Genomic DNA, 22,572 nt, shown 5'->3' with positions numbered 1-22,572 from the left:
CCGCGCCGCAGCGCGTCGTCGTGGCGTGCCTGCGGATCGGCGAGACCCTCCAAGGCCGGACTCGCGCTGCGGATCAGCGGCGCGGCGGCCGTGATCTGCGCGCCGAGCACGTGCGTCTGCACGAGCAGGTCATTGAGTTCCGGCACGAAACGCTGGTGCGCCTTCGGCTCGATCATCATCCGCTGGAATGCCTGCCCCAGGTTCGCGAACGCGATATGCACGTTCTTGCGCGCGAGCCGGTACGGGTAGTCGTTGTCGAGGCCGCTCGCTTCGGCGGCGGCGGTGGCGGTCGGGGCCGCTACTGCTGCCGCTGCCGCGCCGGCCCCGTCGCCAGCCTCCGCGGCGGCTGGCGCGACCGGCGCAACGGGCGCAACTGACGCGACCGTGCCGCGGCCGGCGCGCCATGCCGCCTCGAAATACTTGCGGGTGGCGCTGAGCATGTCGGTGACGAGCTTGCCCATCAGGCGGTATTCCCAGTACGGGAACAGCCGGCTCGCGGCGATCGCGATCATGCAGCCGATCACGGTGTCGATCGCGCGCTCGCCGATGATGCGCATGCTGCCCGGCGCGAGCAGGTGGAACATCAACAGCACGTAGGATGACGTAAACACGACGCTCGCCGTGTAGTTGAACAGCAGCAGGCTGTAGCTCATCACCATCGACGCGAACATGATCACGAACAGCAGGTGCGGATCCTTGATCGTGAAGATCAGCGCGAGGCTCGCCGCGCAGCCGATCAGCGTGCCGACGATCCGCTGCGTGTTGCGCTGCTTGGTCAGCGAATAGCCGGGCTTCAGGATGATGATGCTCGTCATCACGATCCAGTACGCATTGGTGAGCGGCAGCAGCCGCCCGAGCCAGAAGCCTACCGCGACCGCGATCGTCACGCGCAGCGCATGGCGGAAGCTCGGCGAGCGCATGGTCAGGTTCGAGAAGATCAGCAGCGGCGACATCCGGCGGCGCTGCAGGAAGCGCGTGAGCGCCTTGTCGATCTTCAGTTCGGTGTGCGGGCTGCCGCTGCCGGACAGGTTGCGCCGCATCCGCTCGATCAGGCGCGTCGCGCTCCAGATCCGCCGGAACGTCGCGAGCACCGCCGCGTAGGCTTCCGCGTTGGTGGCCGGGAAGTTCCGGTTGCGCATCAGCTCGATCTCGTATTCGATCGCGCGCAACTCGGCCTTCACGCTGATGCGCGAATGCGGCGTGCGGTTCTCGAGCACCGCCAGGCCGATCTCCTCGAGATCGGCGGCCGCCTTGCAGATCAGGTCGCGGTAGAAGATGATCAGGTCCGTGCCGCCGAACGTGTTGCGGACCAGCGGGTAATCGGTGTGCGCGCCGACGAACAGCTCGTGCAGGTCGACGCTGTTGATGAACAGGTTGAACATCGTCGTGCGGGCAGGGTCGAGCTTGCCGCGCCGGAGCTTCGGCAGGTTGCGCAGCACGATGTCGCGCGCGGTCTCCTGCGTCTCGACCGCGGTGATCTGCTTCGCGACGAGGTTGCGGTAGCACTCGTCGAGATCGGTGTCGAGATCGTAGAACGCCGCGCGCGCGAGCAGGTAGTCGGCGCACGCGAAGAGGCTCTCGGCCAGCGCCTGCTGCTCGATCCGGCGCGCCTGCCAGCGCGATACGACGGTCGCCCAGTACGTGTACCAGAGCCCGCCCGCGAGAATCCATGCCGCGTTGACCAGCGCCTCGAGCGGCGTGAGCTTTTCCTCGAGCGTCATCACCATCATGAACAGCGTCGCGAAGCTGATCTGCGGCCAGCGGTTGCCGTACACGACGATCAGCGACAGCACGAACGTGAGCGGCACCATCGTGAGCCACAGCGCGAACATGTTCGGCGTGGCGAGCCCCGTGGCGAGCGCGGCAAGAAAGCCGATCACGCTGCACGCGAGCATTTCGTTGTGCTTGTACTTGAGCGGGCCGGGCATGTCGACCACGCACGCGCCGAGCGCGCCCGTCGCGATCGTGAAGCCGAGGTCGCGATCGTGAAACACGACGAGGAAGAGCACCGTGGGCAGCGACACGCCGACCGCGATACGCAGGCCACCGAAAAAATACTGGCTGTAGAGGAATTTCCTGATTTCGACCGAATAGCGCATCGATGGGCAGAGTGGCTGGTGAAGCGAAGCGGCGCCCGCGGGCGCGAAGTCTGGCGACGAGTCTATCGTATTTCGGGCGGCGCAAGACCTCGCCCATTCGGCCGGCGAGGCGCGCCGCGCGGTGCTTTGCTATGCTTGGCGCTCCTGTTCGCGCGGCGCCGGCCGCGCCCGACGCTTTCACGCCCGCTTCATGCTCCATCTCTTCTATTCGAATCGTCACGAAACGCTGGCCGACGCGCTGCTCGACGACCTCGCCGCCAGCGGCCCGTGGGCGCCGCAGCAGATCATCGTGCCGAGCGCCGCGCTGCGCCGCCGTCTCGAACTCGACATCGCCGAGCGTCACGGCGTGTGCGCGAACGTCGGGTTCACCTATCTCGCGCAATGGCTGTGGGCGCAGATCGGCCGTGTGCTGGACGTCCCGGCCCGCTCGCCGTTCGCGCCGGACCGGCTCGTGTGGCGCTGCTACCGGCTGCTGGCCGCGCCGCTCGAGCACGCGCCGTGGTGCGCGTCGCCGCGGCTCGCCGCGTATCTGTCGGCGTCCGACGACGCGATGCGCTACGAGCTCGCGCACCGTGTCGCGATCGTCCTCGATCACTACCTCACGTATCGTCCCGAATGGCTCGCCGCCTGGCAGGCCGGCGAATCGATCCTGACGGACGGCAACGCGCCCGGCGCGGCGCACGACGACGAGCGCTGGCAGGCTGCGCTGTGGCGCGCGCTGCTCGCGGAGCTGAGCGACAGCGGCATGCCGCCCGCGCACCGGTTTCTCGACGAGGCGGGCCGCCTCGACGCCGGCACGCTCGCGCAGGCGCGTGCGCAATGGCCGAAATCGGTCTGCGTGTTCGCGCTGCCGACGATGCCGCCGCTGCACATCGCGCTGCTGCGCGAGCTGTCGCGCTGGGTCGACGTGCGGATCTACGCGCTCAATCCATGCCGCGAGTTCTGGTTCGACATCGTCACCGCCGCGCGCGCCGAGGCGCTCGACGCGGCCGGGCAGCTCGACTACCAGGAAGTCGGCCACCCGCTCCTCGCCGAATGGGGCCGGCAGACCCAGGCGCAATTGCACATGCTGCACGAGCTGACCGAGCGCGCGGCGTCGAGCGATGCGTCGCGCTACGTCGAGCACCGCGCGCCGACCTGGCTCGCGCGCATCCAGAATGCGATCCTCGACCTGCGGGACGAGTCCGAACTGGGCGAGCCGCCCGCCGAGCACGGCATCGAGGTGCACGTCTGCCACAGCCTCGCACGCCAGCTCGAGGTGCTGCACGACCGCCTGCTCGCGTGGTTCGACGCAGACGACGGCCTGAAGCCGTCCGACGTGCTGGTCGCGGTGCCCGACCTGGCGGCGGCGGGGCCGCTCGTCGACGCCGTGTTCGGCACGTCCGCGCCGGGCGCGCGCATTCCGTACCGCATCACCGGCCTGCCGCCGTCGCAGGCGAACCCGGTCGCGCGCGTGCTGCTCGACTGGCTCGCGCTGCCCGAGCGCCAGGTCGGCGCGCCGGCGCTGATCGAGTGGCTGCGCGTCGACGCGGTGGCCGCGCGCTACGGCATCGATGCGGCCGCGCTCGAGACGGTGCAGACCTGGCTCGCGGCGGCCGGCGCGCGCCGCGGGCTGTCGCCCGCGCCGGGCGGCGAAGGGCCGGCGGCCATGCACGCCGGCGCACAAGACGATGCGGCATGGAGCGACGTCGACGCGCCGGCGCCGCGCCATACCTTTGCCGACGCGCTCACGCGCCTGTTTCTCGGTTACGCGATGCCCGAGGGCGCGGCGCCGATCGGCGCATGGCTGCCGATCGACGGCGCCGAGGGCGGCGAGGCCGAACTGCTCGGCCGTCTCGCGCGCTTCACCGACGATCTCGACGGCTTCGCCCGGCGTGTCGCCGAGCCGCGCACGCCGCACGCGTGGAGCGAGCTGTTCGCCGATACGCTCGCGCGCTTCTTCGATTCCGGTGCGGCGCATGCCGATGCGCTGGCCGGCGTGCGCGACGCGCTCGACGCGATGCTCGAGGCGATGGCGGCGGGCGCGCCGGACCTGGACATGCCCGCGGCCGTGGTGCGCGCGGGGCTGGCCGCCGCGCTGGACGATCCCGCGCGCGGCGGCGTGCCGTGGGGCGGCGTGACGTTTTCGTCGCTGACCAGCCTGCGCGGCCTGCCGTACCGGATCGTGTGCCTGCTCGGGATGGACGACGGCGTGCTGCCAAGCCTCGCGCGTGCCGACGAATTCGACCTGATGGGCGTGCTGCCGAAGCTCGGCGACCGGCAGCGGCGCGACGACGAGCGCAACCTGTTCTTCGACCTGCTGCTCGCCACGCGCGACCGGCTGATGATCGCCTATACCGGGCGTAGCATCCGCGACAACGCGCCGTTGCCGCCCGCCGCGCTCGTCGACGAGCTGCTCGATCACCTCGCGCTCGTCGCCGCCGGCCCCGATGCCGCGCCGGACGCGGTCGACGCCGCGCGCCGCTCGTTCATCGTCGAGCACCCGCTGCAAGCGTTCTCCGCCACGTACTTCCAGCCGCACGGCCCGCTGTTTTCGTACGACGCCGAGCGGGCGGCGCTTGCTACGCTGCTGGCCGCCGACGCGCCGCGCGCCGACGGGCGCGATGCGGCGCCGTTTTTCGCGCGGCCGCTGCCTGCCGAGCCGGCCGAGCCGGTCGCGTTCGGCGACTTCGAGCGGTTCTGGCGCCATCCGGCGCGTGCGCTGCTGCGCGAGCGTCTCGGCATCGTGCTCGCCGACGCACAGGCGGAGCTGCTCGACACCGAGCCTTTCTCGCTCGACTACACCGGCAGCGACGCGCTCGCCGAGCGGGTGCTGCCGCTGTTGATCGAATCCGGCGACGCGCCTACGCGCGATCGCGCGCGGCGTATCGCGGATGCGAGCCCGGAGCTGCCGGGCGGCGCGACGGGCGAGGTCTGGCGCGACCAGGCGCTCGACGCGCTGACGCAACTGGCCGGCAACGTGCGCCGCGCGCTCGACGGCGGCGCGACGCGCGTGCCGTTCGCGTTTGACGTCGCGCCCGTCTGGCCGGACGCGGCGCAGGCGCAGGCGCTGTTCGGCGACGACGACGCGATGCTGGCGCGCGACGCAGTGGCCGCACCGCTGCGGCTGCACGGCACGCTGAACCGCCTGACCGCCGCCGGGCAGGTGATCTACCGGTATGCGCGGCCCGGCGCGCGCGATTACCTGTCCGCGTGGCTCGCGCACCTGGTCTATTGCGCGGCGGTGCCGGACGGCCCGCACCGCACCCTGTGGTTCGGCAACGGCGGCGCGTTCGAGCTGACGCCGGTCGCGGCGCCGCTCGCGCAACTCGCGCCGCTGGCCGCGCTGTTCCGGGCGGGCCGGCGCATGCCGCTGCGCTTCTTCCCGCGCAGCGCGTGGGCGTGGGTTGCCGACAGCGAGGCGAAGGCGGCCGGCGTCTGGATCAACGAGCGGGTCGCGAGCGAGGCGGATGATCCCGCGCTCGCGATCGCCTGGCGCGGCGCGAACCCGTCGCTCGACGAGCCGTTCGGCACGCTCGCGCGGCTCGTGTTCGGGCCGCTCGTCGAACATCTGCGGGAGGCGGCATGAACGGCACCGCATCGAATCAGCAAGCGGCGCACGAACTCGATGTGTTCGGCTGCGCGCTCGACGGCGTCAACCAGATCGAGGCGTCGGCGGGCACCGGCAAGACCTGGAACATCTGCGCGCTGTACGTGCGCCTGCTGCTCGAGAAGGATCTCGGCGCGGACCAGATTCTCGTCGTGACCTTCACGAAGGCGGCGACCGCCGAATTGCACGAGCGCATCCGCAGCCGGCTCGCGCAGCTCGCGCATGCGCTCGATACCGGCGACGACGGCGGCGATCCGTTCGTCGCGCGCCTGCTCGAGACGACGCTGGGCGCGCACGGCGTGCTCGATCCGGACACGGCGGCGAAACGCATCCGCCGGGCGCTGCGCGCGTTCGACCAGGCGGCGATCCACACGATTCACGCGTTCTGCCAGCGGGCGCTGCAGGAGGCGCCGTTTGCGGCCGCGATGCCGTTCGCGTTCGAGATGGAAGCCGACGACGCGTCGCTGCGTTTCGAGCTGGCGGCCGACTTCTGGCGTACGCGCGTCGAGCCGACGGCCGCACGCTGGCCGGGTTTCGCCGCATGGCTGGTCGCATCCGGCGCGGGGCCGGATGCGCTCGACATGCAGCTCGCGCGCCGCCTGAAGAAGCCGCTCGCGGCGTTGCGCTGGGATGGCCTGGCCGGGCCGGACAGCGCGGCGGAATCGGCCGCGGCCGACTGCTTCGCGGTGGCGGCCCGATGGTGGGCGGACGAGCGCGACGCGATCGACGCGCTGCTGCGCGCCGCGCAGCCTTCGCTGAACCAGCGCTCGCACAAGCCGGAGGCGCTCGCCGAAGCGTCCGGCGCATGGACCGCGCACTTCGCGCAGCCGGCCGTGGCGGCCGCGCTGCCGAGGGCCGCGCTCAAGCTCACGCGCGCCGCGCTCGTCAAGGCAACCAAGAAGGGCGGCACGACGCCCGAACATCCGTTCTTCGAGGCCGCCGGCGCGCTCGAGGCCGCGGTCGAGGCGGCCGAGGCGGCGCAGCGCGCGCGCTGGCTCGCGCTCGTCGCCGAATGGCTCGACGATGCGCCGCGCGCGCTGGCCGAGCGCAAGCGCGCACGCCGCGTCGTGTCGTTCGACGATCTGCTCGCGAACCTGCACGATGCGCTGCGCGCGCATCCGTGGCTCGCGCAGACGCTGCGCGCACGCTATCCGGCCGCGCTGATCGACGAGTTCCAGGATACCGATCCGCTGCAGTTCGCGATCTTCGACCGGATCTTCGCGCCGGACGGGCCGCTGTTTCTCGTCGGCGATCCGAAGCAGGCGATCTACAGCTTCCGTGCGGCGGACCTGCACACGTATCTCGCGGCGCGTGCGCGTGCGAGCGCGCGCTATACGCTTGCGGTCAACCAGCGTTCGACGCCGGCGATCGTCGACGCGTGCAACCGCCTGTTCCTGTCGAATCCGCACGCGTTCGTGCTCGACGGGCTCGACTATCACCCGGTGCGCGCGGGCACGCGCGTGCGCGCGCCGCTTCACGACGAGACCGATGCCGGCCCGCAGGCCGGCGACTTCCGGATCTGGACGCTGCCGGGCGGGGACGACGTGTGGCACAAGCGCGACGCGCAGCGGCACGCCGCGCAGGCCTGCGCGGCCGAGATCGCGCGGCTGATGCGCGACGCGCGCGACGCGCGGGTCCGGCTCGGCGCCACGCCGCTGTCGCCCGGCGACATCGCGGTGCTCGTGCAGACGCACAGGCAAGGCAGTCTCGTGAAGCGCGTGCTGGCGGCGTGGGGCATCGGCAGCGTCGAGCTGGCGCAGGCGTCGGTGTTCTCGACGGCCGACGCCGAGCAGCTCGAGCGCGTGCTCGCGGCGATCGACTCGCCGGGCGACTTGCGGCGGCTGCGCGCGGCGCTGGCCGCCGACTGGTTCGGTCTCGACGCCGACGCGCTGTGGCGGATGGAGCAGGGCGATGGCGGCGCGGCGTCCGGCGACGCCGACGCGATGAGCTGGGTCGAGCGTTTCTCGCGGTATCGGCTGCTGTGGCGCGAACGCGGCTTCGCGGTGATGTGGCGCACGTTCACGCGCGAGCTGCGCGTCGCCGAGCGGCTGATGGCCGGACCGGACGGGGAGCGCCGCGTGACGGACGTCAACCATCTCGCCGAACTGACCCATGCGCGCGCGGTCGCCCAGCCCGGCATCGCGCCGACCTTGCGCTGGCTCGCCGCGCAGCGCGTCGACGGCGGCGGCGAGGAGGCGCAGCTGCGGCTCGAATCGGATCGCAACCTCGTGCAGATCGTCACCGTTCACAAGTCGAAGGGGCTCGAATACGCGATCGTGTTCTGCCCGTTCCTCAACGACGGGAGCCTGCGCGAGCCGCCCGCGTCCGGGTTGCCGGACGCGCACGAGTATCACGACGAAGCCGGCGACGCGGTGCTGCATTACGGCTGCGATGACGAGGCGGCCGCGCATGCGGTGCGTCAGGCGATGCGCGAGCAGGCGGCCGAGCGCGCGCGGCTCGTCTACGTCGCGCTCACGCGCGCGGTCTATCGCTGCTATCTGGTCGCGGGCGCCTACCTGTCGTCGCGCTCGACCCGCGAATCGCGTCGCAGCGTGCTGAACTGGCTCGTGGCCGGCGGCGGCCACGCGTTCGACGCATGGCTCGACGAGCCGCCCGACGAGGCCGCGCTCGGCGACGCGTGGCGCGCACTCGCAGGCGGCCCGGTCAGTGTCGGGCCGCTGCCGGCGCCCGCCCGGCCGGAGCGGCTCGCGGCCGGGCACGATGCGGCGCTCGCGCTGTCGGCGCGCCGTGCATCGCGCGTGTTGCGCGATAGCTGGCGGATCGCGAGCTTCAGCTCGCTGACCGCGTCGATGGCGCGCGAGGAGGCCGGCGTCGCGCCGTTGCCGGACGACGAGCTGCGGCCGGACCACGACGCGCTGGCCGCGATCGTGCCCGACGGCGACGCCGTGCCGGAATGGCTGCCGGCGGTGCCGCCCGACGACGACATCCTCGTGTTTCCGCGCGGCGCGGCGGCGGGCGAGTGCCTGCACCGCCTGTTCGAGCTGAGCGACTTCACGCGGGCGTCGTCATGGCCGAAGGCGGCGCGCGACGCGTTGCGCGAGCGCCCGGTCGAGGCCGAGCCGGAGCTGGCCGAGCGGTTGCCGGCGATGATGGCGCAACTGGTCGACGACGTGGTGCGCACCGAACTCGTGCCGGGCATGTGCCTCGCGGATCTCGATCCCGTCAGGCGGCTCAACGAAATGGGCTTCCTGTTTCCCGCGCCGTCGCTGGATCTGGCCGCGCTGCGCCGCCTGCTGGTCGCGCACGGCTATCCCGACGTCGCGCTCGAGGCGAGTACGCTCGCCGGTTTCATCAAGGGATTCATCGACATGATCGTCGAGCACGACGGCCGCTTCTGGACCGTCGACTGGAAATCGAACCATCTCGGCCATACCCCCGGCGCGTACGGTCAGCATGCGCTCGACGCGGCGATGGCCGACCATGCGTATCACCTGCAGGCGCTGCTTTACACGGTCGCGCTGCACCGCTATCTGCGCGGCCGCCTGCCGGATTACGACTACGACACGCACATGGCGGGCTACCTGTACCTGTTCGTGCGCGGCGTGCGGCCGGGCTGGCGGAGCGACGGCAAGCCGGCCGGCGTGCATGCGCGGCGGCCGTCGCGCGAACTGGTCGACGCGCTCGACCGGATGATGGCGGGAGGCCGCGCATGAAGGTGCTCGACGATACCCTCGCGTTCAGCGGCGGACTCGCGGCGCGCCTGCCCGAGCCCGCGGATTTCGGCCTGGCCCTCGCGGAGGGCTTCGCGCGCCGGATCGGCGAGCTCGCGCGTCACGCGGGCGCGCCGGCCGTGGCGGCGCGCTGGGCGGCGCGCGCCGCGTTTGCGGCGAGCCGCGCGACCGCGGCCGGCCATGTCTGCGTGTCGCTCGGCGCGCTCGCGCAGCACTACGACGAGCGGCTGGCCGACGTGCGCGCGGCGCTCGCCGCGAGCGGCGTCGCCGCGTTCGGCACGCTCGCGCGCGGCGACGAGCGGCCGCTCGTCGTCGATCGTGGCGACCGGCTCTATCTCGCGCGCTACTTCGATTACGAGCGCCGGCTGGCCGACGCGCTGGTCGCGCAAGCGGACGTCGGCGATGGCGCGAACGAGGCGCTTGCCCCCGGCATCCTGCGCGAGCGGCTCGCGCGTTACTTCGAACCGGCGGCCGGCGGCGTTTCACCCGCGCTTGCCGCGGACGTCGACTGGCAGCGCGTCGCCGCGATCGTCGCGCTGACGGGCCGGGTGACGATCGTGAGCGGCGGCCCCGGCACCGGCAAGACGACCACCGTGGTCGGCGTGCTGGCCTGTCTGCTCGATGCGCATCCGGACCTGCGCGTCGCGCTGGCCGCACCGACCGGCAAGGCGGCGCAGCGCATGCAGGAAGCGCTGCTCGGGCGGGCCGGCGCGCTGCCGCCGGAACTCGCGGCGCGCCTGCCGGACACGTCGTCCACGCTGCACCGCCTGCTGGGCGGCGGCGGCGCGTCGGGGTTCCGCCATCACCGCGACAACCCGTTGCCGTACGACCTGATCGTCGTCGATGAAGCGTCGATGATCGACGTCGCGCTGGCCGCGCATCTGCTCGACGCGCTCGCGCCGGGCGCGCGGCTGGTGCTGCTCGGCGACAAGGATCAGCTTGCCGCAGTCGAGGCGGGCGCGGTGTTCGCCGAGTTGAGCGCGCGGCCGTCGTTCAGCGCCGCCGCGCGCGAGCGCATTGCGCAGGCGCTCGGCATCGACGAGGCGGCGTTCGCGGCGGCGCTGCCGTCGGCGGCCGGCGCCGGGGTTGTCGCCACGCCGTTCCTGCAGTCGTTGCCGCCCGTGCCGAAACGTGCCGCACGGCGTGTGGATGCGCGGCAGGCGTCGCTGTTCGATTTCGACGAGAGCGGCGAAAGCGGGGCCAGTGTGTCGGCGCATGACGCGCCAGGCGAAGACGCCGCACCGTCCGCATGGATCGAGGCGGACGAACTGGTGTGGCTCGATGCCGCCGACGTTGCGCCGCTGGACGCCGATGATGCGCGTCGAGCGGCCGCGCAGATCGAGCAAGCAGGGCAAGCCGGGCAAGCCGAGCAAGCCGAGCAAGCCGCAGCGGCTGCCGCTGCCGCCAGCACCACCACGTCCGCCACGGCACGCGCACCGCTCGCCGATTGTGTCGTCTGGCTCGAACGCAACTACCGTTTCGGGCTCGATTCGCCGATCGGCCGGCTCTCGCTCGCGATCCGCCGTGGCGCCGTGCAAGCGGCGCTCGATGCGCTGCCAGCCGACGACGCGGCTGCCGCATCGCTCCACGAAGACATCGGCGAAACCCTCGCCGCGCCGACGGTCGAGCGCCTCGCGCGGCGCTTCTCCTCCTATCTCGACGCGCTGCGGCACGCGTTCGCCGCTGCCGTGCCCGATCCGCTGCCGCTGTTCGACGCGCTCAACCGTTTCCGCATCCTGTGCGCGACGCGCACCGGCGCGCGCGGCGCGGAGCATGTCAATGCGCTCGTCGCGTCGCATGTCCGCCGCGCTGCGCACGTGCCGCTCGCGGTCGGCGCGCACTGGTTCGCGGGCCGGCCGATCATGGTGACGCGCAACGATTACGCGCTTGGCCTGTTCAACGGCGACATCGGCATCGCGCTGCCCGACGCGCACGGCGTGCTGCGGGTGTGGTTCAAGCGGGCGGACGGCACCGCGCGCGCGGTGTCGACTGCCGCGCTGCCGCCGCACGAGACGGCGTTCGCGCTGACCGTCCACAAGTCGCAGGGCTCGGAGTTCGACGAGGCGGCGCTCGTGCTGCCGGCCGCGTTCGGGCGCGTGTTGACGCGCGAACTGGTTTATACGGCCGTGACGCGCGCGCGTGCGCGCGTGCAGGTGATCGGCGCGCGGCGCGTGCTCGCGCAGGCGATCGCGACGCGCACGCGGCGCGATTCGGGCCTCGCGGCACGCATCGACGAAGCGCTCGCCCGGCGGCGCGACGAGGTGTCCCGATGATGATCCGTTACACGCTCGATCCGTCCGAGATCGAATGGACCGCAGTGCGCGCGCAAGGCGCCGGCGGACAGAACGTCAACAAGGTGTCGAGCGCGATTCACCTGCGCTTCGACATACGTGCGTCGTCGTTGCCGCCGCTCATCCAGGCGCGGCTGCTCGCGCTGTCGGACCAGCGCATCACGCGAGAAGGCGTCATCGTGATCAAGGCGCAGGAGTACCGTACGCAGGAGAAGAATCGCGAGGCTGCGCTCGCGCGGCTCGACGCGCTGATTCGCGGCGTTGCCTTCACGCCGCGCGCGCGGATCGCGACGCGGCCGACGCGTGCGTCGAAGGAGCGGCGGCTGGAGCAGAAGAGCCGCCGCAGCACGGTGAAATCCGGGCGCGGGAAGGTCGCGGAGTGATGCGTCGCGCGGTCAGCGCATGATCGTTTCGCCGCTGTCGAGCACGAAATCGACGCAGAACACGATGAGGCGGTCATGCGTGAGCGTCGCGACGGCGGCCGTGTAGCAGTCGCGGCCGTCCGTCAGCGAGAAGTGCGGCCCCATCAGCGCGACGCGCCCCGGCGCCGCGAGTGCGCGCTGGAAGTAGGGTCGCCGCGACCAGTTGCTGTGGGTTTCCGGAAACAGCGGGGAGAGCCGCGTCGCGACCGGGTTCTGGTCGTGGGGCTGCGCGCCGATCGACGGCAGGAACTGCTCGCCGATCTCGTTCGTGACGAACACGCGCCGCGCGGCCGGCACGACGAGCACCCGCCGCGCGGCCTCCTGCAGGTTGCCCGTCGCGGCGAATGCGGCCGCGCCGGCCAGCACCATGCGCTCGATCGCGTCGAAGCCGGGCTGCGCGGTGTGCGTGCAGGCCTGGCGCCGGCTGATGAAGCGCTTCCATGCGGCATCGAGCATCGCGGGCGCCGCCGCACTCGCGCGGGCGATCGACGTGTCCGGCTGGCCGAACTGGAAGCCCTGGACGAAATCGATGTCCGCCTCCATCAGCGTCTGCAGCGCGTCGTCGTTCTCCACGCCTTCGGCGAGCACCATCGCGCCCGCCTGATGCAGCATCGAAACCAGATGATGAATGATGCGGCGGTCGTCGCTGGAGCGCGTCGCGTGCTCGACGAGCGAACGGTCGAGCTTGACGATGTCGGGCCTGACGCGCCACACGCGGTCGAAGTTGGAGAACCCGGTGCCGAAATCGTCGATCGCGATCAGGAAATCGCGATGCTGGATCATGTCGATCGCGCGCGCGAGGTGGGCTTCGTTGCGCGACGAGCGCTCGACGACCTCGAGGACGATCCGGTTGGGCGCCAGCCCGAAGTGAAGGCAGAGCGCGTCGATGAATTCCCGCTGGACGAGGCCCGAATCGAGCACGCGCGGCATCACGTTCAGGAACAGCCAGCCGTCGCCGATGCCTTGCGCGACGAAGTTGGCGGCATGCAGGCAGCGCGCGAGCCGGTCGAGCAGCAACACGTCGGCCGCCGCGCGCGCGCGATCGAACAAGGTGCTCGGCGAAACCGGCACGCCGGCCGCGTTGGTGGCGCGCAGCAGCGCTTCGTAGCCGACGACGCGCTTGTGCGTGATCGACAGCACGGGCTGAAACGCGCTGCGAAGCGTCGCGCCGTGATAGTCCGCGAGCCAGCCGCTCGGCGTCAGCGTGAGGTGCTGGAGCAGGGTGTCGAGCGCGAGGTCGTCGATGACGTGCGGCATGTCAGCGGCGCATGGAGGCGGGGCCACGCAGTGGCACGGCTTCGCTGCATGCCGCCGACGCAATCGGTTGCACCGGCGGGCAGGGAAGAGCGTCGTCCATGTTGGGCGGCTCCGGTGGGTAGGTGTTGGAAGTGTATCGGTGTCCGAGCGATTCGCGTATCAGGTTAACTCCAGACTCGCGTCGCGTACAGTCCGTTGCGGCGCATGCCGCCGCCTGCGCCGGCCGGCGCGACGGACGGACAAGACGGGCGGGCAGGCGGCCGGGCGCCTGTCAGCATGCCTCGCCGCCGCGCGACCGCAGGCCAGGGATGCGCTTGATCGCGCCGGTCGCGAGCGCGGTGCCGAGCAGCACGATCCCGCATCCCTCCAGCATCACGACTGACACGTGCTCGCCCAGGAACAGCGCGCCCCACAGCAGCCCGAAGATCGGGATCACGAACGTGACGGTGATCGCGCGTGCCGGCCCGACGTGCGCGATCAGGTAGAAGTAGATGAAATAGGCGATCCCGGTGCAGGCGATGCCGAGCGCGAGGAGGGCGCCCCACGCGTGGGCGGACACCGGCGCGGCGGGCCACGTCGCGATCGCGAACGGCAGCAGCAACAGCGTCGAGCCGATCATGGTGCCGGTCGCATTGATCAGCGGATCGACGCCGCTCAGGTGGCGCTTCGTGAAGTTGGCGGCGATGCCGTACAGGAGCGTCGCGCCGAGCGCGGCCGCCGATGCGAGCGCAGTGGTTCCGGCGGACGTATTGCCATGCGCGCTCGCGACCTGGTCCCAGACCAGGGTGAGCACGCCGGCGAAGCCGATCACGAGGCCGAGCGCGCGCGGCAGCGACAGTTTGTCCCTGAGCCACAGGTAGGCGACGAGCGCGCCCCACAGCGGCGTCGTCGCGTTGATGACCGACGTCACGCCGGCCGACAGCGTCAGTTCGGCAAACGCGAACAGACAGAACGGCGCGCCGGAATTGAGCAGCCCGACGACGAGCAGCGGCCACGCGCGGCGGCGCATCTGCGCGGCGAGCTCGGCGGGCTTGAAGCGGGTGAGCGCAAGCCCGACGAGAAACAGTCCGCCGATGCCGACGCGCAGCGCCATCAGCGGCGCCACGCCGAATTCGGCGACGCCGACGCGAATGAACAGGAACGACGCGCCCCAAAGGGCCGCGAGCGCGATCAGCAGGCAGAGGTTTCTGGCGGACATCGTGCGTGGGCCGACAGGCCGGGTAAGGAATGCGGAGCATCTTACACCGCGCCGTGCGGCCGGCGCTGCCCGAGCGGATGAAACGGCAAGAAACGGGAATCGGCGTGCCGGGCCGGTCGGGAAGCGGGCGGCGCGGATGCGCGCGCGCCGTCAGTGATGACGTCCGCCGCCGCGGCCGCCGAAGCCGAAATTGAGCGATACCGCCGGCCCCCACCAGCCCCAGGCCGGCGCGTAGGCGGGCGCCGGATAATAGATCGGGCCGGCAGGGTAGACGGGGCCGGGTTCGACATATACCGGCGCGGTTTGCGCGACGGGCGGCGGGTAATAGCCGTACGGGTAGTAGCCGTACGGGTAATAGCAGCCGGCGAGGGCCGCGCATGCGAGCGCGGCCGAGACGAGCGTCCTGGTCATGATGATGCCCCGGCAAGGGTGGCGATGCGCCGATGCTTCAGCTTACGCTGCACGTTCATGAAACGCTGTGTGAAACGGTAACGGATCATTTCGGGAACCGCTTTGGGGAATTGCTTCGAGGAATTGCTTCGGGCACCGCTTCGGGCACCGCTTCGGGCGTCCCTACGGGAATCGCTACGGGGACTGCTACGGGCATTGCCATGAGAAGTGCTACGAGCGCCACGCCGGCGCTGCCGCGAGAACCGCCTCGCCCCGGCATGCAAAAACGGCGCTCCTCGCGGACGGGAACGCGCCGTCATGTGGTCAGCCCGCGCGCTGCGCGCGGGCGTCGGGATTACTTCTTGCCGACCTGATTGCCGATGATGCCGCCGACGGCCGCGCCGCCGAGGGTAGAAAGGGCGTTGCCGCCGATCGCCGCGCCGGCGACGCCGCCGACACCCGCGCCGATCGCCGTGTCGCGCTGCCGCGTGGTCATCGTGTCGCATGCCGACAGGCTGGCCATCGTCGCGACGAGCATTGCGTACACCCCAATACGACGAATCGTGTTCATGGTCGTTGTCCTTGATGTCGTGAACGGAGCATGCGCGTCCGATCGGTGCCGCGCATAAGGGCAATCTACGCGCGGCGCCGTGCCGCTGCTGTAAGGACTTGTTAGGGCCTTCGCGCTTTCGTAATGAATTGTTTCGCCCGCCGCAACGCGGGTTGGGCGACGGCAACGGCGGTGGATCTCGTTCAACGCCCGCTGCGCGCTTACGGGCGAAGAATGAAAAAAACCCCACGTCCGGAAGAACGTGGGGTTCCCCGCTCGAAAGCGGGCTTCGCGGATCGCGACGCGATCCGGCGCTTATTGCCGGTGATAGATTTCCGAGCCGCTCTTGACGAACTCGACGGCCTTCACCTCCATGCCCTTCTTCAGCGCGTCGGTTTCGGACATGCCTTGCTGCGCGGCGAACTCGCGCACGTCCTGGGTGATCTTCATCGAGCAGAAGTGCGGGCCGCACATCGAGCAGAAGTGGGCGACCTTCGCCGAATCCTTCGGCAGCGTCTCGTCGTGGAATTCGCGCGCCTTGTCCGGATCGAGGCCGATGTTGAACTGGTCTTCCCAGCGGAACTCGAAGCGTGCCTTCGACAGTGCGTTGTCGCGCACCTGCGCGCCCGGGTGGCCCTTCGCCAGGTCGGCGGCGTGCGCGGCGAGCTTGTAGGTGATGATGCCTTCCTTCACGTCGTCCTTGTTCGGCAGGCCGAGGTGCTCCTTCGGCGTCACGTAGCAGAGCATCGCGGTGCCGAACCAGCCGATCATCGCGGCGCCGATGCCCGACGTGATGTGGTCGTAGCCCGGCGCGATGTCCGTCGTCAGCGGCCCGAGCGTATAGAACGGCGCTTCCTTGCACCAGTCGAGCTGCAGATCCATGTTTTCCTTGATCAGCTGCATCGGCACGTGGCCCGGGCCTTCGATCATCACCTGCACGTCATGCTTCCACGCGATCTGCGTGAGCTCGCCGAGCGTCTTCAGTTCGCCGAGCTGCGCTTCGTCGTTCGCGTCGTAGATCGAGCCGGGGCGCAGGCCGTCGCCGAGCGAGAAGCTCACGTCGTACGCCTTCATGATTTCGCAGATCTCTTCGAAATGCTCGTACAGGAAGCTTTCCTTGTGATGCGCGAGACACCACTTCGCCATGATCGAGCCGCCGCGCGACACGATGCCCGTCATCCGGTTCGCGGTGAGCGGCACGTACTGCAGGCGCACGCCCGCGTGGATCGTGAAGTAGTCGACGCCTTGCTCGGCCTGCTCGATCAGCGTGTCGCGGAAGATTTCCCAGGTCAGGTCCTCGGCCTTGCCGTTGACCTTCTCGAGCGCCTGGTAGATCGGCACCGTGCCGATCGGCACCGGGCTGTTGCGGATGATCCACTCGCGCGTTTCGTGGATGTGCTTGCCGGTCGACAGGTCCATCACCGTGTCGCCGCCCCAGCGGATCGCCCAGGTCATCTTGTCGACTTCCTCGCCGATCGACGACGTGACGGCCGAGTTGCCGATGTTCGCGTTGATCTTCACGAGGAAGTTGCGGCCGATGATCATCGGCTCCGATTCCGGGTGGTTGATGTTCGCCGGGATGATCGCGCGGCCGCGCGCGATTTCGTCGCGGACGAATTCCGGCGTGATCTCGCCAAGCTGGTCCGCGCCGAATGCGGCGGCGCCGAACGCCTGGCCCGGATGCTGGCGGCCCATCATCGCGGCGAGCTTCGCGCCGTTCGGGCCGCTGGCCTTCAGGCTCTCGATGTACTCGGCGCGGCGCTGGTTCTCGCGGATCGCGATGTATTCCATTTCCGGCGTGATGATGCCCTGGCGCGCGTAGTGCATCTGCGTGACGTTCTTGCCCGCCTGCGCGCGGCGCGGATTGCGGTGCAGGCCCGGGAAGCGCATTTCCGCGGTCGCCGCGTCGGCGGCGCGCTCGCGGCCGTACTGGCTGGTCAGGCCCGTCAGCGCCTCGGTGTCGCCGCGCGCTTCGATCCAGCGCTGGCGCAGTGCCGGCAGGCCCGCGCGGATGTCGATCTTCGCGTCCGGATCGGTGTACGGACCCGACGTGTCGTAGACGTAGATCGGCGGGTTCTTCTCGCCGCCGAAGCCGGTCGGGGTGTCGGCCTGCGTGATTTCGCGCATCGGCACGCGGATGTCCGGCTGCGAGCCCGTTACGTAGATCTTGCGCGAATTCGGCAGCGGCGCGATGGCGGCAGCGTCGACGTGGGCGTCGGCGGACAGAAACTTCGGATTGGCGTTCATGCGATCTCCTGTATCGGACCGGGCGGGCGCGTGGGCGCTCGCCCGGGTCCCATGCAAAGCGAATGTGGGACGCTAAGCAGGAGATGAGACTCGCGAGGCGGCGGGTTTCGTCTGAAAAAAGGTGGCGAGACCCGGACGCTTCCCTGCGCTGGCATTACCCAGATCAGGTTCAAAGGGTATTTCTCACCCGCAAAGCTCGTTGTTTGATCGAGCGCATTGCAGGACCCCCGCGTTAGCAAGCGCACACGATACACCGGGTTCGCGGCGGTTTCAACCGGGGACAGATCGTTACGGGCCCTGAACCGCCGGCCGCGCGCGGCGCACGGTGGCTGCGCGGAGGCGACTCGGGCGGTTCGGCCGGTGTCGGGCCGCTTGCGGCGTACGGGCCGCGGAGCATGTGCGGCATCGGAGTGGGCCGGCATTCACTAGAATTTTCTTGGGTGGCTGTCATTTCGCGTGACGCCATCCGTCTATTCGGCTCCTTGAATCCACCATGAAGGAGTGATGCCATGAAGAACACCCTGATCGCCGTTTGTGCCGCCGCTGTCGCGTTTGCCGCGACGGGCGCGTACGCGCAGAGCAACGCCATGTCGAAAGACGAGACGCCGATGGCGAAGGACGCGATGGGCCACGAGGCGATGGCGAAGGACGATGCCATGAAGAAGGACGATGCGATGAAGAAGGGCAAGCACGAGATGAAAAAGAAGGGCGCGATGTCGCACGACACGATGGGCAAGCCGGCCAAGGAAGACAAGATGAGCCCGGCGCCGTACTGAACGCGTCGGGGGGAGGCGCGTGCCGCGTCCGCCGCGCATCGGCGGGCGCGCCGCGCCGTTCGAGGAGGTGAGTCATGTCGCACGTTGTTCCCGATTCCGCGCGCGCGCCGGCCGCGCCGCCCGCGCGGACGATCCACCCGCTGTGGGTGCGCGTGAGCCACTGGCTCAACGCGCTTGCGGCGGTCACGATGGCGCTGTCCGGCTGGCGGATCTATGACGCGTCGCCGATCTACCCGTCGTTGACGTTCGCGCACGGCATCACGCTGGGGGGCTGGCTGGGCGGCGCGCTGCAATGGCATTTCGCGGCGATGTGGCTGCTGGCCGGCAACGGCCTGTTCTATCTGGCGATGGCGGCCGCGACGGGCCGCTTCGCGCGCAAGTTCTTTCCGGTCACGCCGGCGGCGGTGTGGCGCGACCTGCGCGCGGCGCTGGGCGGCAGGCTGTCCCACGACGATCTGAGCGTCTACAACGCGGTGCAGCGCGCCGCGTACCTGACCGCGATCGCCGATCTCGTCGTGCTGGTGCTGTCCGGCCTCGTGATCTGGAAGTCAGTGCAGTTTCCGCTGTTGCGCGCGCTGCTCGGCGGCTACGACCGCGCGCGCATCGTGCATTTCTGGGCGATGGCGCTGCTCGTCGCGTTTTTCGTCGTGCATGTCGCGATGGCGCTGCTGGTGCCGCGCTCGCTGCTCGCGATGCTGCGCGGCCGCTAGGGCCGGCTCGCCCGTTCCGGGAGCGAACCCGGCCCAAGGAGGGGATCATGTCCGAACCGAAAGACCCGCCCGGCGTCGCGCGTTACCGGCTCGACCGGCAGGCGCTCGCGATCGACGTGCGCCGCGAGCTGGCGATGCCGTCGCGGCGGCTGTTCAACCGCCGCATCCTGACGCTCGGTGGCCTCGTGATGCTGTCCGGCTGCACGCTGGAAGACGACGCGTCGGTCAACGCGTTTCTCGAGAAGGTGTCGCGGATGAACGACCGCGTGCAGGCGTGGCTGTTCAGCCCGTCCCGGCTCGCGCCGACCTACACGGAGGCGGAGCTGACGCGGCCGTTTCCGTTCAACGCGTACTACGGGATCGACGAGGTGCCGCACGTCGATGCGTCGACCTACCGGCTCGCGCTGTCCGGCCGCGTGACCGGCAAGCGAGTGTGGACGCTCGACGAGCTGTACGCGCTGCCGCATGCGGAGCAGATCACGCGGCACATCTGCGTCGAAGGCTGGAGCGCGATCGGCCGCTGGGGCGGCACGCCGTTCGGCGCGTTCCTCGCGCGCGTCGGTGCGGACACCGGCGCGAAGTACGTCGGCTTCAAATGTGCCGACGATTACTACGAGAGCATCGACATGCCGACCGCGCTGCATCCGCAGACGCTGCTGACGTTCGAATACGACGGCAGGCGGCTGCCGCCCGAGTTCGGCTTTCCGATGAAGCTGCGGATGCCGACCAAGCTCGGCTACAAGAATCCGAAGCACATCATGGAGATCTTCGTGACGAACAGCTATCCGGGCGGCTATTGGGTCGACCAGGGATACAACTGGTTCGGCGGCTCGTGACCTGTCCGGCCAGCACGGGGCCGGAACGAAATGCGGCGAGCAAGCCGCCGGCTGCGGTCGCGTTTCTAAACTTCCGCCGGCAGCCGCCGTTATCGCCTGAGAACCGACTGCTCCAAACCTCCGTGCTTCAACGATCCGCCTTCGACCCCGCCGCCGCGCAAGACCTGGATTCCTCCAATGTCGCGGGCTCCCACAACGCCGCGCCATCCGTCACCGAATGGCTGCTGCACGACGACCAGGTAATGCGCGAGTGCTTTCGCCACGCGACCGAAATTCTCAGGTGTGCAACCGGCGTGGCGATGACCGCGGTCATGCTGCTGGATTCCGATCATCAGCATTACCGGGGCGAAGCGGGTGTCGTCCTGCCCGCGATCCCGCGCCGCAATTCGCTCAGCGAGCGGGTGATCCAGAACGGCGGGATCTTCGTCGTGGAGGACACGGCGCTTCGAAGCGACGTTCAGGAATGCGCGCTGGTCAAGTTTCCGCCGCACGTGCGTTTCTATGCGGCGGTGCCGATCCGGCTGCCCGACGGCGCGATCGTCGGCGCGCTGTGCGCGATGGACCCGCAACCCAGGAAGATCGACGACGCGCAGCGCACTGTGCTCTGCCGCCTGGGGGCGATGATCGAGAACGACCTGAAACTGCGTACGGCGGCCGCGGTCGACCCGTTGACGCAGCTGTTCAACCGCCGCTACACGCTGGAGAGCATCCATCGCCGCTGGCAGGACGCGCGGGACGGCGAAGGCATCGGCGCCGCGATGATCGACATCGACTGGTTCAAGCAATACAACGACAACTACGGCCACGACGCCGGGGATGCGTGCCTGCGCTCGGTTTCCGTCGTGTTGCAGCGCGAGGCCGAGTTGCACGGGATGGTCGCCGGCCGCATCGGCGGCGAGGAATTCGCGCTGCTGGTCGGCCAGACGCAGCGCCCGGCGATGAACCGGGTGCTCGAACGCGTGCGTGCGGGCGTCGAGCGCCTCGCGATCGAGCATCGGGGTTCGCCGTTCGGCCGCGTGACGCTGAGCATCGGCGGCTCGCACACGTACCGGAACAGCCCGCGCGACAACGGCTATCGCGAAGCGTTCATGGTCGCGGACCGGGCGCTGTATCGTGCGAAGGGGGGCGGCCGCAACTGCGTGCTGATCGACTAGGGTCGTGCGCCAGGGGCGCCGGCTGACGGTGGGCGGCTGACGATGGGGGAGCGGTGGACGGTGGACGGCACGTATGCGGCGGCCGCCGGCGAATTCGCGCCGAGTGCGCCGGCCGGACGCGTGCCCGGACCGACTGTCGCGCCGAAACATCAGTCGACAGCCTTTCAGCCAGCGCGTCGATTTCCTTTCGATTCCTTAATGCATAATGCGACGTGTGCGCAGCCGATCCGGTCGCGCACACTTTTTTTGTCCGCCACCGGCCGGCTTGCTCCGGCTCATTTTCGTCGCCGTTCGCACCGTCATGTGGCTCCGCATGTTCGCGCCCGCCGTCCTGTCCCGATCCGGGATGCCTGCCGCTTTCCCCGGCGCCATTCACCGTCGCGTGCGCTATGCCGGGCAGGCGGGCTGAACGATGACGCTGCTCCGCCGATTCCTCGATTTCCTCGCGCGCCATCCGGTCCGGCTGCCGCAAAGCCGCGGCGGGCGGGTCGCGCTCGCGCTGGTCTTCATCTATGTCGTCTGGGGCTCGACGTATCTCGCGCTGCATGTCGCGCTCGACGCGTTTCCGCCGCTGCTCCTCTCCGGCCTGCGCAACCTGCTCGGCGGGGTTGGCCTGTTCATCTTCGGGCTGCGCCGGCGGCCCGCCCGGCCGTCGCTGCTCGAGGTCCGCAATGCGGCGATCGTCGGCACGATGCTCGTCGCGCTGTCGTCCGGGATGATCGCGTTCGGCATGCGCAGCGTCGGAAGCGGCTCGGCCGCCGTGATGGTCGCGACCGTTCCGCTGTTCGCGACGGTGATCGCCGCGGTCGCCGGGCGGCCGGTGTCGAAGGGCGAGTGGGCGGCAGTCGGGCTCGGCATGGCCGGCATCGTCGTGCTGAATGCCGGCGGCCCCGCGTCCGCGGGCTCGGTGCTCGGCAGCATCACCGTGCTGGCCGGCGCGCTGTTCTGGGCGGGCGGCGCGCATCTCGCGACGCGCCTCAAGCTGCCGTCCGACCTGTTCCTGTCCACCTCGCTGCAGATCGGGCTGGGCGGCCTCATGTCGGCGCTCGCCGCGTGGGTGCTCGGCGAGCGCATCGAGCATCTCGCGGTGCTGCCGGTGCTCGCGTTCCTGTACCTGATGGCGTTCGGCACGATGGCGGCGTACGTCGCGTACGGCTACCTGATCCGCCATACCAGCCCGATCATCTCGAGCAGCTGCATGTACGTGAACCCGATCGTCGCGGTGGCGCTGGGCGCGCTGCTGCTCGGCGAGCCGGTGACGAAGGCGACGGTGCTCGCGACGCTCGCGATTCTCGGCAGCGTCGGGCTGTCTTTCGTGTTCGATCCCGCGCGCAGGCGCGGCGCCTGAGCGTGCGCCGCGG

The 22,572-nt window shown here is 70.2% G+C and carries 14 protein-coding genes, 1 pseudogene and 1 riboswitch; of the genes and pseudogenes, 9 read left to right on the top strand and 6 right to left on the bottom strand.

Features of this window, described 5'->3' with window-relative positions; all coding sequences use genetic code 11:
• Positions 1–2,099: FUSC family protein (locus LIG30_RS23585; RefSeq protein WP_038716019.1), on the bottom strand; the 2,099-nt coding region annotated here is incomplete at its 3' end.
• A gap of 190 nt (positions 2,100–2,289) precedes the next feature.
• On the opposite strand from LIG30_RS23585, the gene recC reads away from it, so the two are divergent.
• Genes recC through arfB form a run of 4 tightly spaced genes read left to right on the top strand, consistent with a single transcriptional unit; the run spans position 2,290 to position 12,054 of the window.
• Positions 2,290–5,667 carry an exodeoxyribonuclease V subunit gamma gene (recC, locus tag LIG30_RS23580; protein ID WP_038716017.1) on the top strand — a complete coding sequence of 1,126 codons (3,378 nt, stop codon included), beginning with the start codon at positions 2,290–2,292 and terminating at the stop codon, positions 5,665–5,667.
• Complete coding sequence (gene recB, locus LIG30_RS23575) at positions 5,664–9,362, top strand: exodeoxyribonuclease V subunit beta (protein WP_038716015.1); 3,699 nt, start codon at positions 5,664–5,666, stop codon at positions 9,360–9,362. Before recC ends, recB begins: the two co-directional genes overlap by 4 nt.
• A complete protein-coding gene (locus LIG30_RS23570) occupies positions 9,359–11,653 on the top strand; it encodes an AAA family ATPase (protein WP_038716014.1) in 2,295 nt (764 codons plus the stop codon). Before recB ends, LIG30_RS23570 begins: the two co-directional genes overlap by 4 nt.
• On the top strand, positions 11,650–12,054 hold the full coding sequence (arfB, locus tag LIG30_RS23565; protein WP_038716013.1) for an alternative ribosome rescue aminoacyl-tRNA hydrolase ArfB: 405 nt from the start codon (positions 11,650–11,652) through the stop codon (positions 12,052–12,054). Before LIG30_RS23570 ends, arfB begins: the two co-directional genes overlap by 4 nt.
• Positions 12,055–12,066: 12 nt before the next feature.
• Here the strand turns inward: arfB and LIG30_RS23560 are convergent, their stop codons facing one another.
• The 5 genes from LIG30_RS23560 to thiC all read right to left on the bottom strand — a co-directional run bounded on the left by LIG30_RS23560 (position 12,067) and on the right by thiC (position 17,735).
• Positions 12,067–13,350: an EAL domain-containing protein gene (locus LIG30_RS23560; protein WP_038716011.1), complete on the bottom strand. Its 1,284-nt coding sequence runs from the start codon at positions 13,348–13,350 to the stop codon at positions 12,067–12,069.
• Positions 13,351–13,621: 271 nt separating this feature from the next.
• Positions 13,622–14,548: a DMT family transporter gene (locus tag LIG30_RS23555; RefSeq protein WP_038716010.1), complete on the bottom strand. Its 927-nt coding sequence runs from the start codon at positions 14,546–14,548 to the stop codon at positions 13,622–13,624.
• Positions 14,549–14,698: 150 nt separating this feature from the next.
• Complete coding sequence (locus LIG30_RS23550) at positions 14,699–14,959, bottom strand: hypothetical protein (protein WP_038716009.1); 261 nt, start codon at positions 14,957–14,959, stop codon at positions 14,699–14,701.
• Between the two features lie 334 nt (positions 14,960–15,293).
• Complete coding sequence (locus tag LIG30_RS23545; RefSeq protein WP_038716008.1) at positions 15,294–15,509, bottom strand: glycine zipper 2TM domain-containing protein; 216 nt, start codon at positions 15,507–15,509, stop codon at positions 15,294–15,296.
• Positions 15,510–15,803: 294 nt separating this feature from the next.
• Positions 15,804–17,735: a phosphomethylpyrimidine synthase ThiC gene (gene thiC, locus LIG30_RS23540; RefSeq protein ID WP_038716007.1), complete on the bottom strand. Its 1,932-nt coding sequence runs from the start codon at positions 17,733–17,735 to the stop codon at positions 15,804–15,806.
• Between the two features lie 122 nt (positions 17,736–17,857).
• Positions 17,858–17,974, bottom strand: a riboswitch (TPP riboswitch).
• A gap of 270 nt (positions 17,975–18,244) precedes the next feature.
• On the opposite strand from thiC, the gene LIG30_RS23535 reads away from it, so the two are divergent.
• The 5 genes and pseudogenes from LIG30_RS23535 to LIG30_RS23515 all read left to right on the top strand — a co-directional run.
• Positions 18,245–18,511 carry a pentapeptide MXKDX repeat protein gene (locus LIG30_RS23535; protein WP_038716006.1) on the top strand — a complete coding sequence of 89 codons (267 nt, stop codon included), beginning with the start codon at positions 18,245–18,247 and terminating at the stop codon, positions 18,509–18,511.
• Between the two features lie 74 nt (positions 18,512–18,585).
• Positions 18,586–19,221 (top strand): cytochrome b/b6 domain-containing protein, encoded by a 636-nt coding sequence (locus tag LIG30_RS23530; protein WP_038716004.1) that lies wholly within the window; start codon positions 18,586–18,588, stop codon positions 19,219–19,221.
• 47 nt (positions 19,222–19,268) lie between these two features.
• On the top strand, positions 19,269–20,057 hold the full coding sequence (locus tag LIG30_RS23525) for a molybdopterin-dependent oxidoreductase (RefSeq protein ID WP_038716001.1): 789 nt from the start codon (positions 19,269–19,271) through the stop codon (positions 20,055–20,057).
• A gap of 122 nt (positions 20,058–20,179) precedes the next feature.
• Positions 20,180–21,211 carry a sensor domain-containing diguanylate cyclase gene (locus LIG30_RS23520; RefSeq protein ID WP_038715998.1) on the top strand — a complete coding sequence of 344 codons (1,032 nt, stop codon included), beginning with the start codon at positions 20,180–20,182 and terminating at the stop codon, positions 21,209–21,211.
• 412 nt (positions 21,212–21,623) lie between these two features.
• Positions 21,624–22,556 (top strand): annotated as a pseudogene (locus LIG30_RS23515) (EamA family transporter); the annotation flags it as partial.
• Positions 22,557–22,572 lie beyond the last annotated feature (16 nt).

The sequence above is a fragment of the Burkholderia sp. lig30 genome, assembly GCF_000687455.2.
GTDB lineage: Bacteria > Pseudomonadota > Gammaproteobacteria > Burkholderiales > Burkholderiaceae > Burkholderia.
The sequence above is the reverse complement of the archived record's forward strand: the minus strand, read 5'-3'. Positions and strand labels throughout refer to the sequence as shown.

Excerpts from the sequence above, each read along its gene's own strand:
- recC (WP_038716017.1), top strand. The coding sequence starts at position 2,290 with ATGCTCCATCTCTTCTATTCGAATCGTCACGAAACGCTGGCCGACGCG.
- recB (WP_038716015.1), top strand. The coding sequence starts at position 5,664 with ATGAACGGCACCGCATCGAATCAGCAAGCGGCGCACGAACTCGATGTG.
- LIG30_RS23570 (WP_038716014.1), top strand. The coding sequence starts at position 9,359 with ATGAAGGTGCTCGACGATACCCTCGCGTTCAGCGGCGGACTCGCGGCG.
- arfB (WP_038716013.1), top strand. The coding sequence starts at position 11,650 with ATGATGATCCGTTACACGCTCGATCCGTCCGAGATCGAATGGACCGCA.
- LIG30_RS23560 (WP_038716011.1), bottom strand. The coding sequence starts at position 13,350 with ATGCCGCACGTCATCGACGACCTCGCGCTCGACACCCTGCTCCAGCAC.
- LIG30_RS23555 (WP_038716010.1), bottom strand. The coding sequence starts at position 14,548 with ATGTCCGCCAGAAACCTCTGCCTGCTGATCGCGCTCGCGGCCCTTTGG.
- LIG30_RS23550 (WP_038716009.1), bottom strand. The coding sequence starts at position 14,959 with ATGACCAGGACGCTCGTCTCGGCCGCGCTCGCATGCGCGGCCCTCGCC.
- LIG30_RS23545 (WP_038716008.1), bottom strand. The coding sequence starts at position 15,509 with ATGAACACGATTCGTCGTATTGGGGTGTACGCAATGCTCGTCGCGACG.
- thiC (WP_038716007.1), bottom strand. The coding sequence starts at position 17,735 with ATGAACGCCAATCCGAAGTTTCTGTCCGCCGACGCCCACGTCGACGCT.
- LIG30_RS23535 (WP_038716006.1), top strand. The coding sequence starts at position 18,245 with ATGAAGAACACCCTGATCGCCGTTTGTGCCGCCGCTGTCGCGTTTGCC.
- LIG30_RS23530 (WP_038716004.1), top strand. The coding sequence starts at position 18,586 with ATGTCGCACGTTGTTCCCGATTCCGCGCGCGCGCCGGCCGCGCCGCCC.
- LIG30_RS23525 (WP_038716001.1), top strand. The coding sequence starts at position 19,269 with ATGTCCGAACCGAAAGACCCGCCCGGCGTCGCGCGTTACCGGCTCGAC.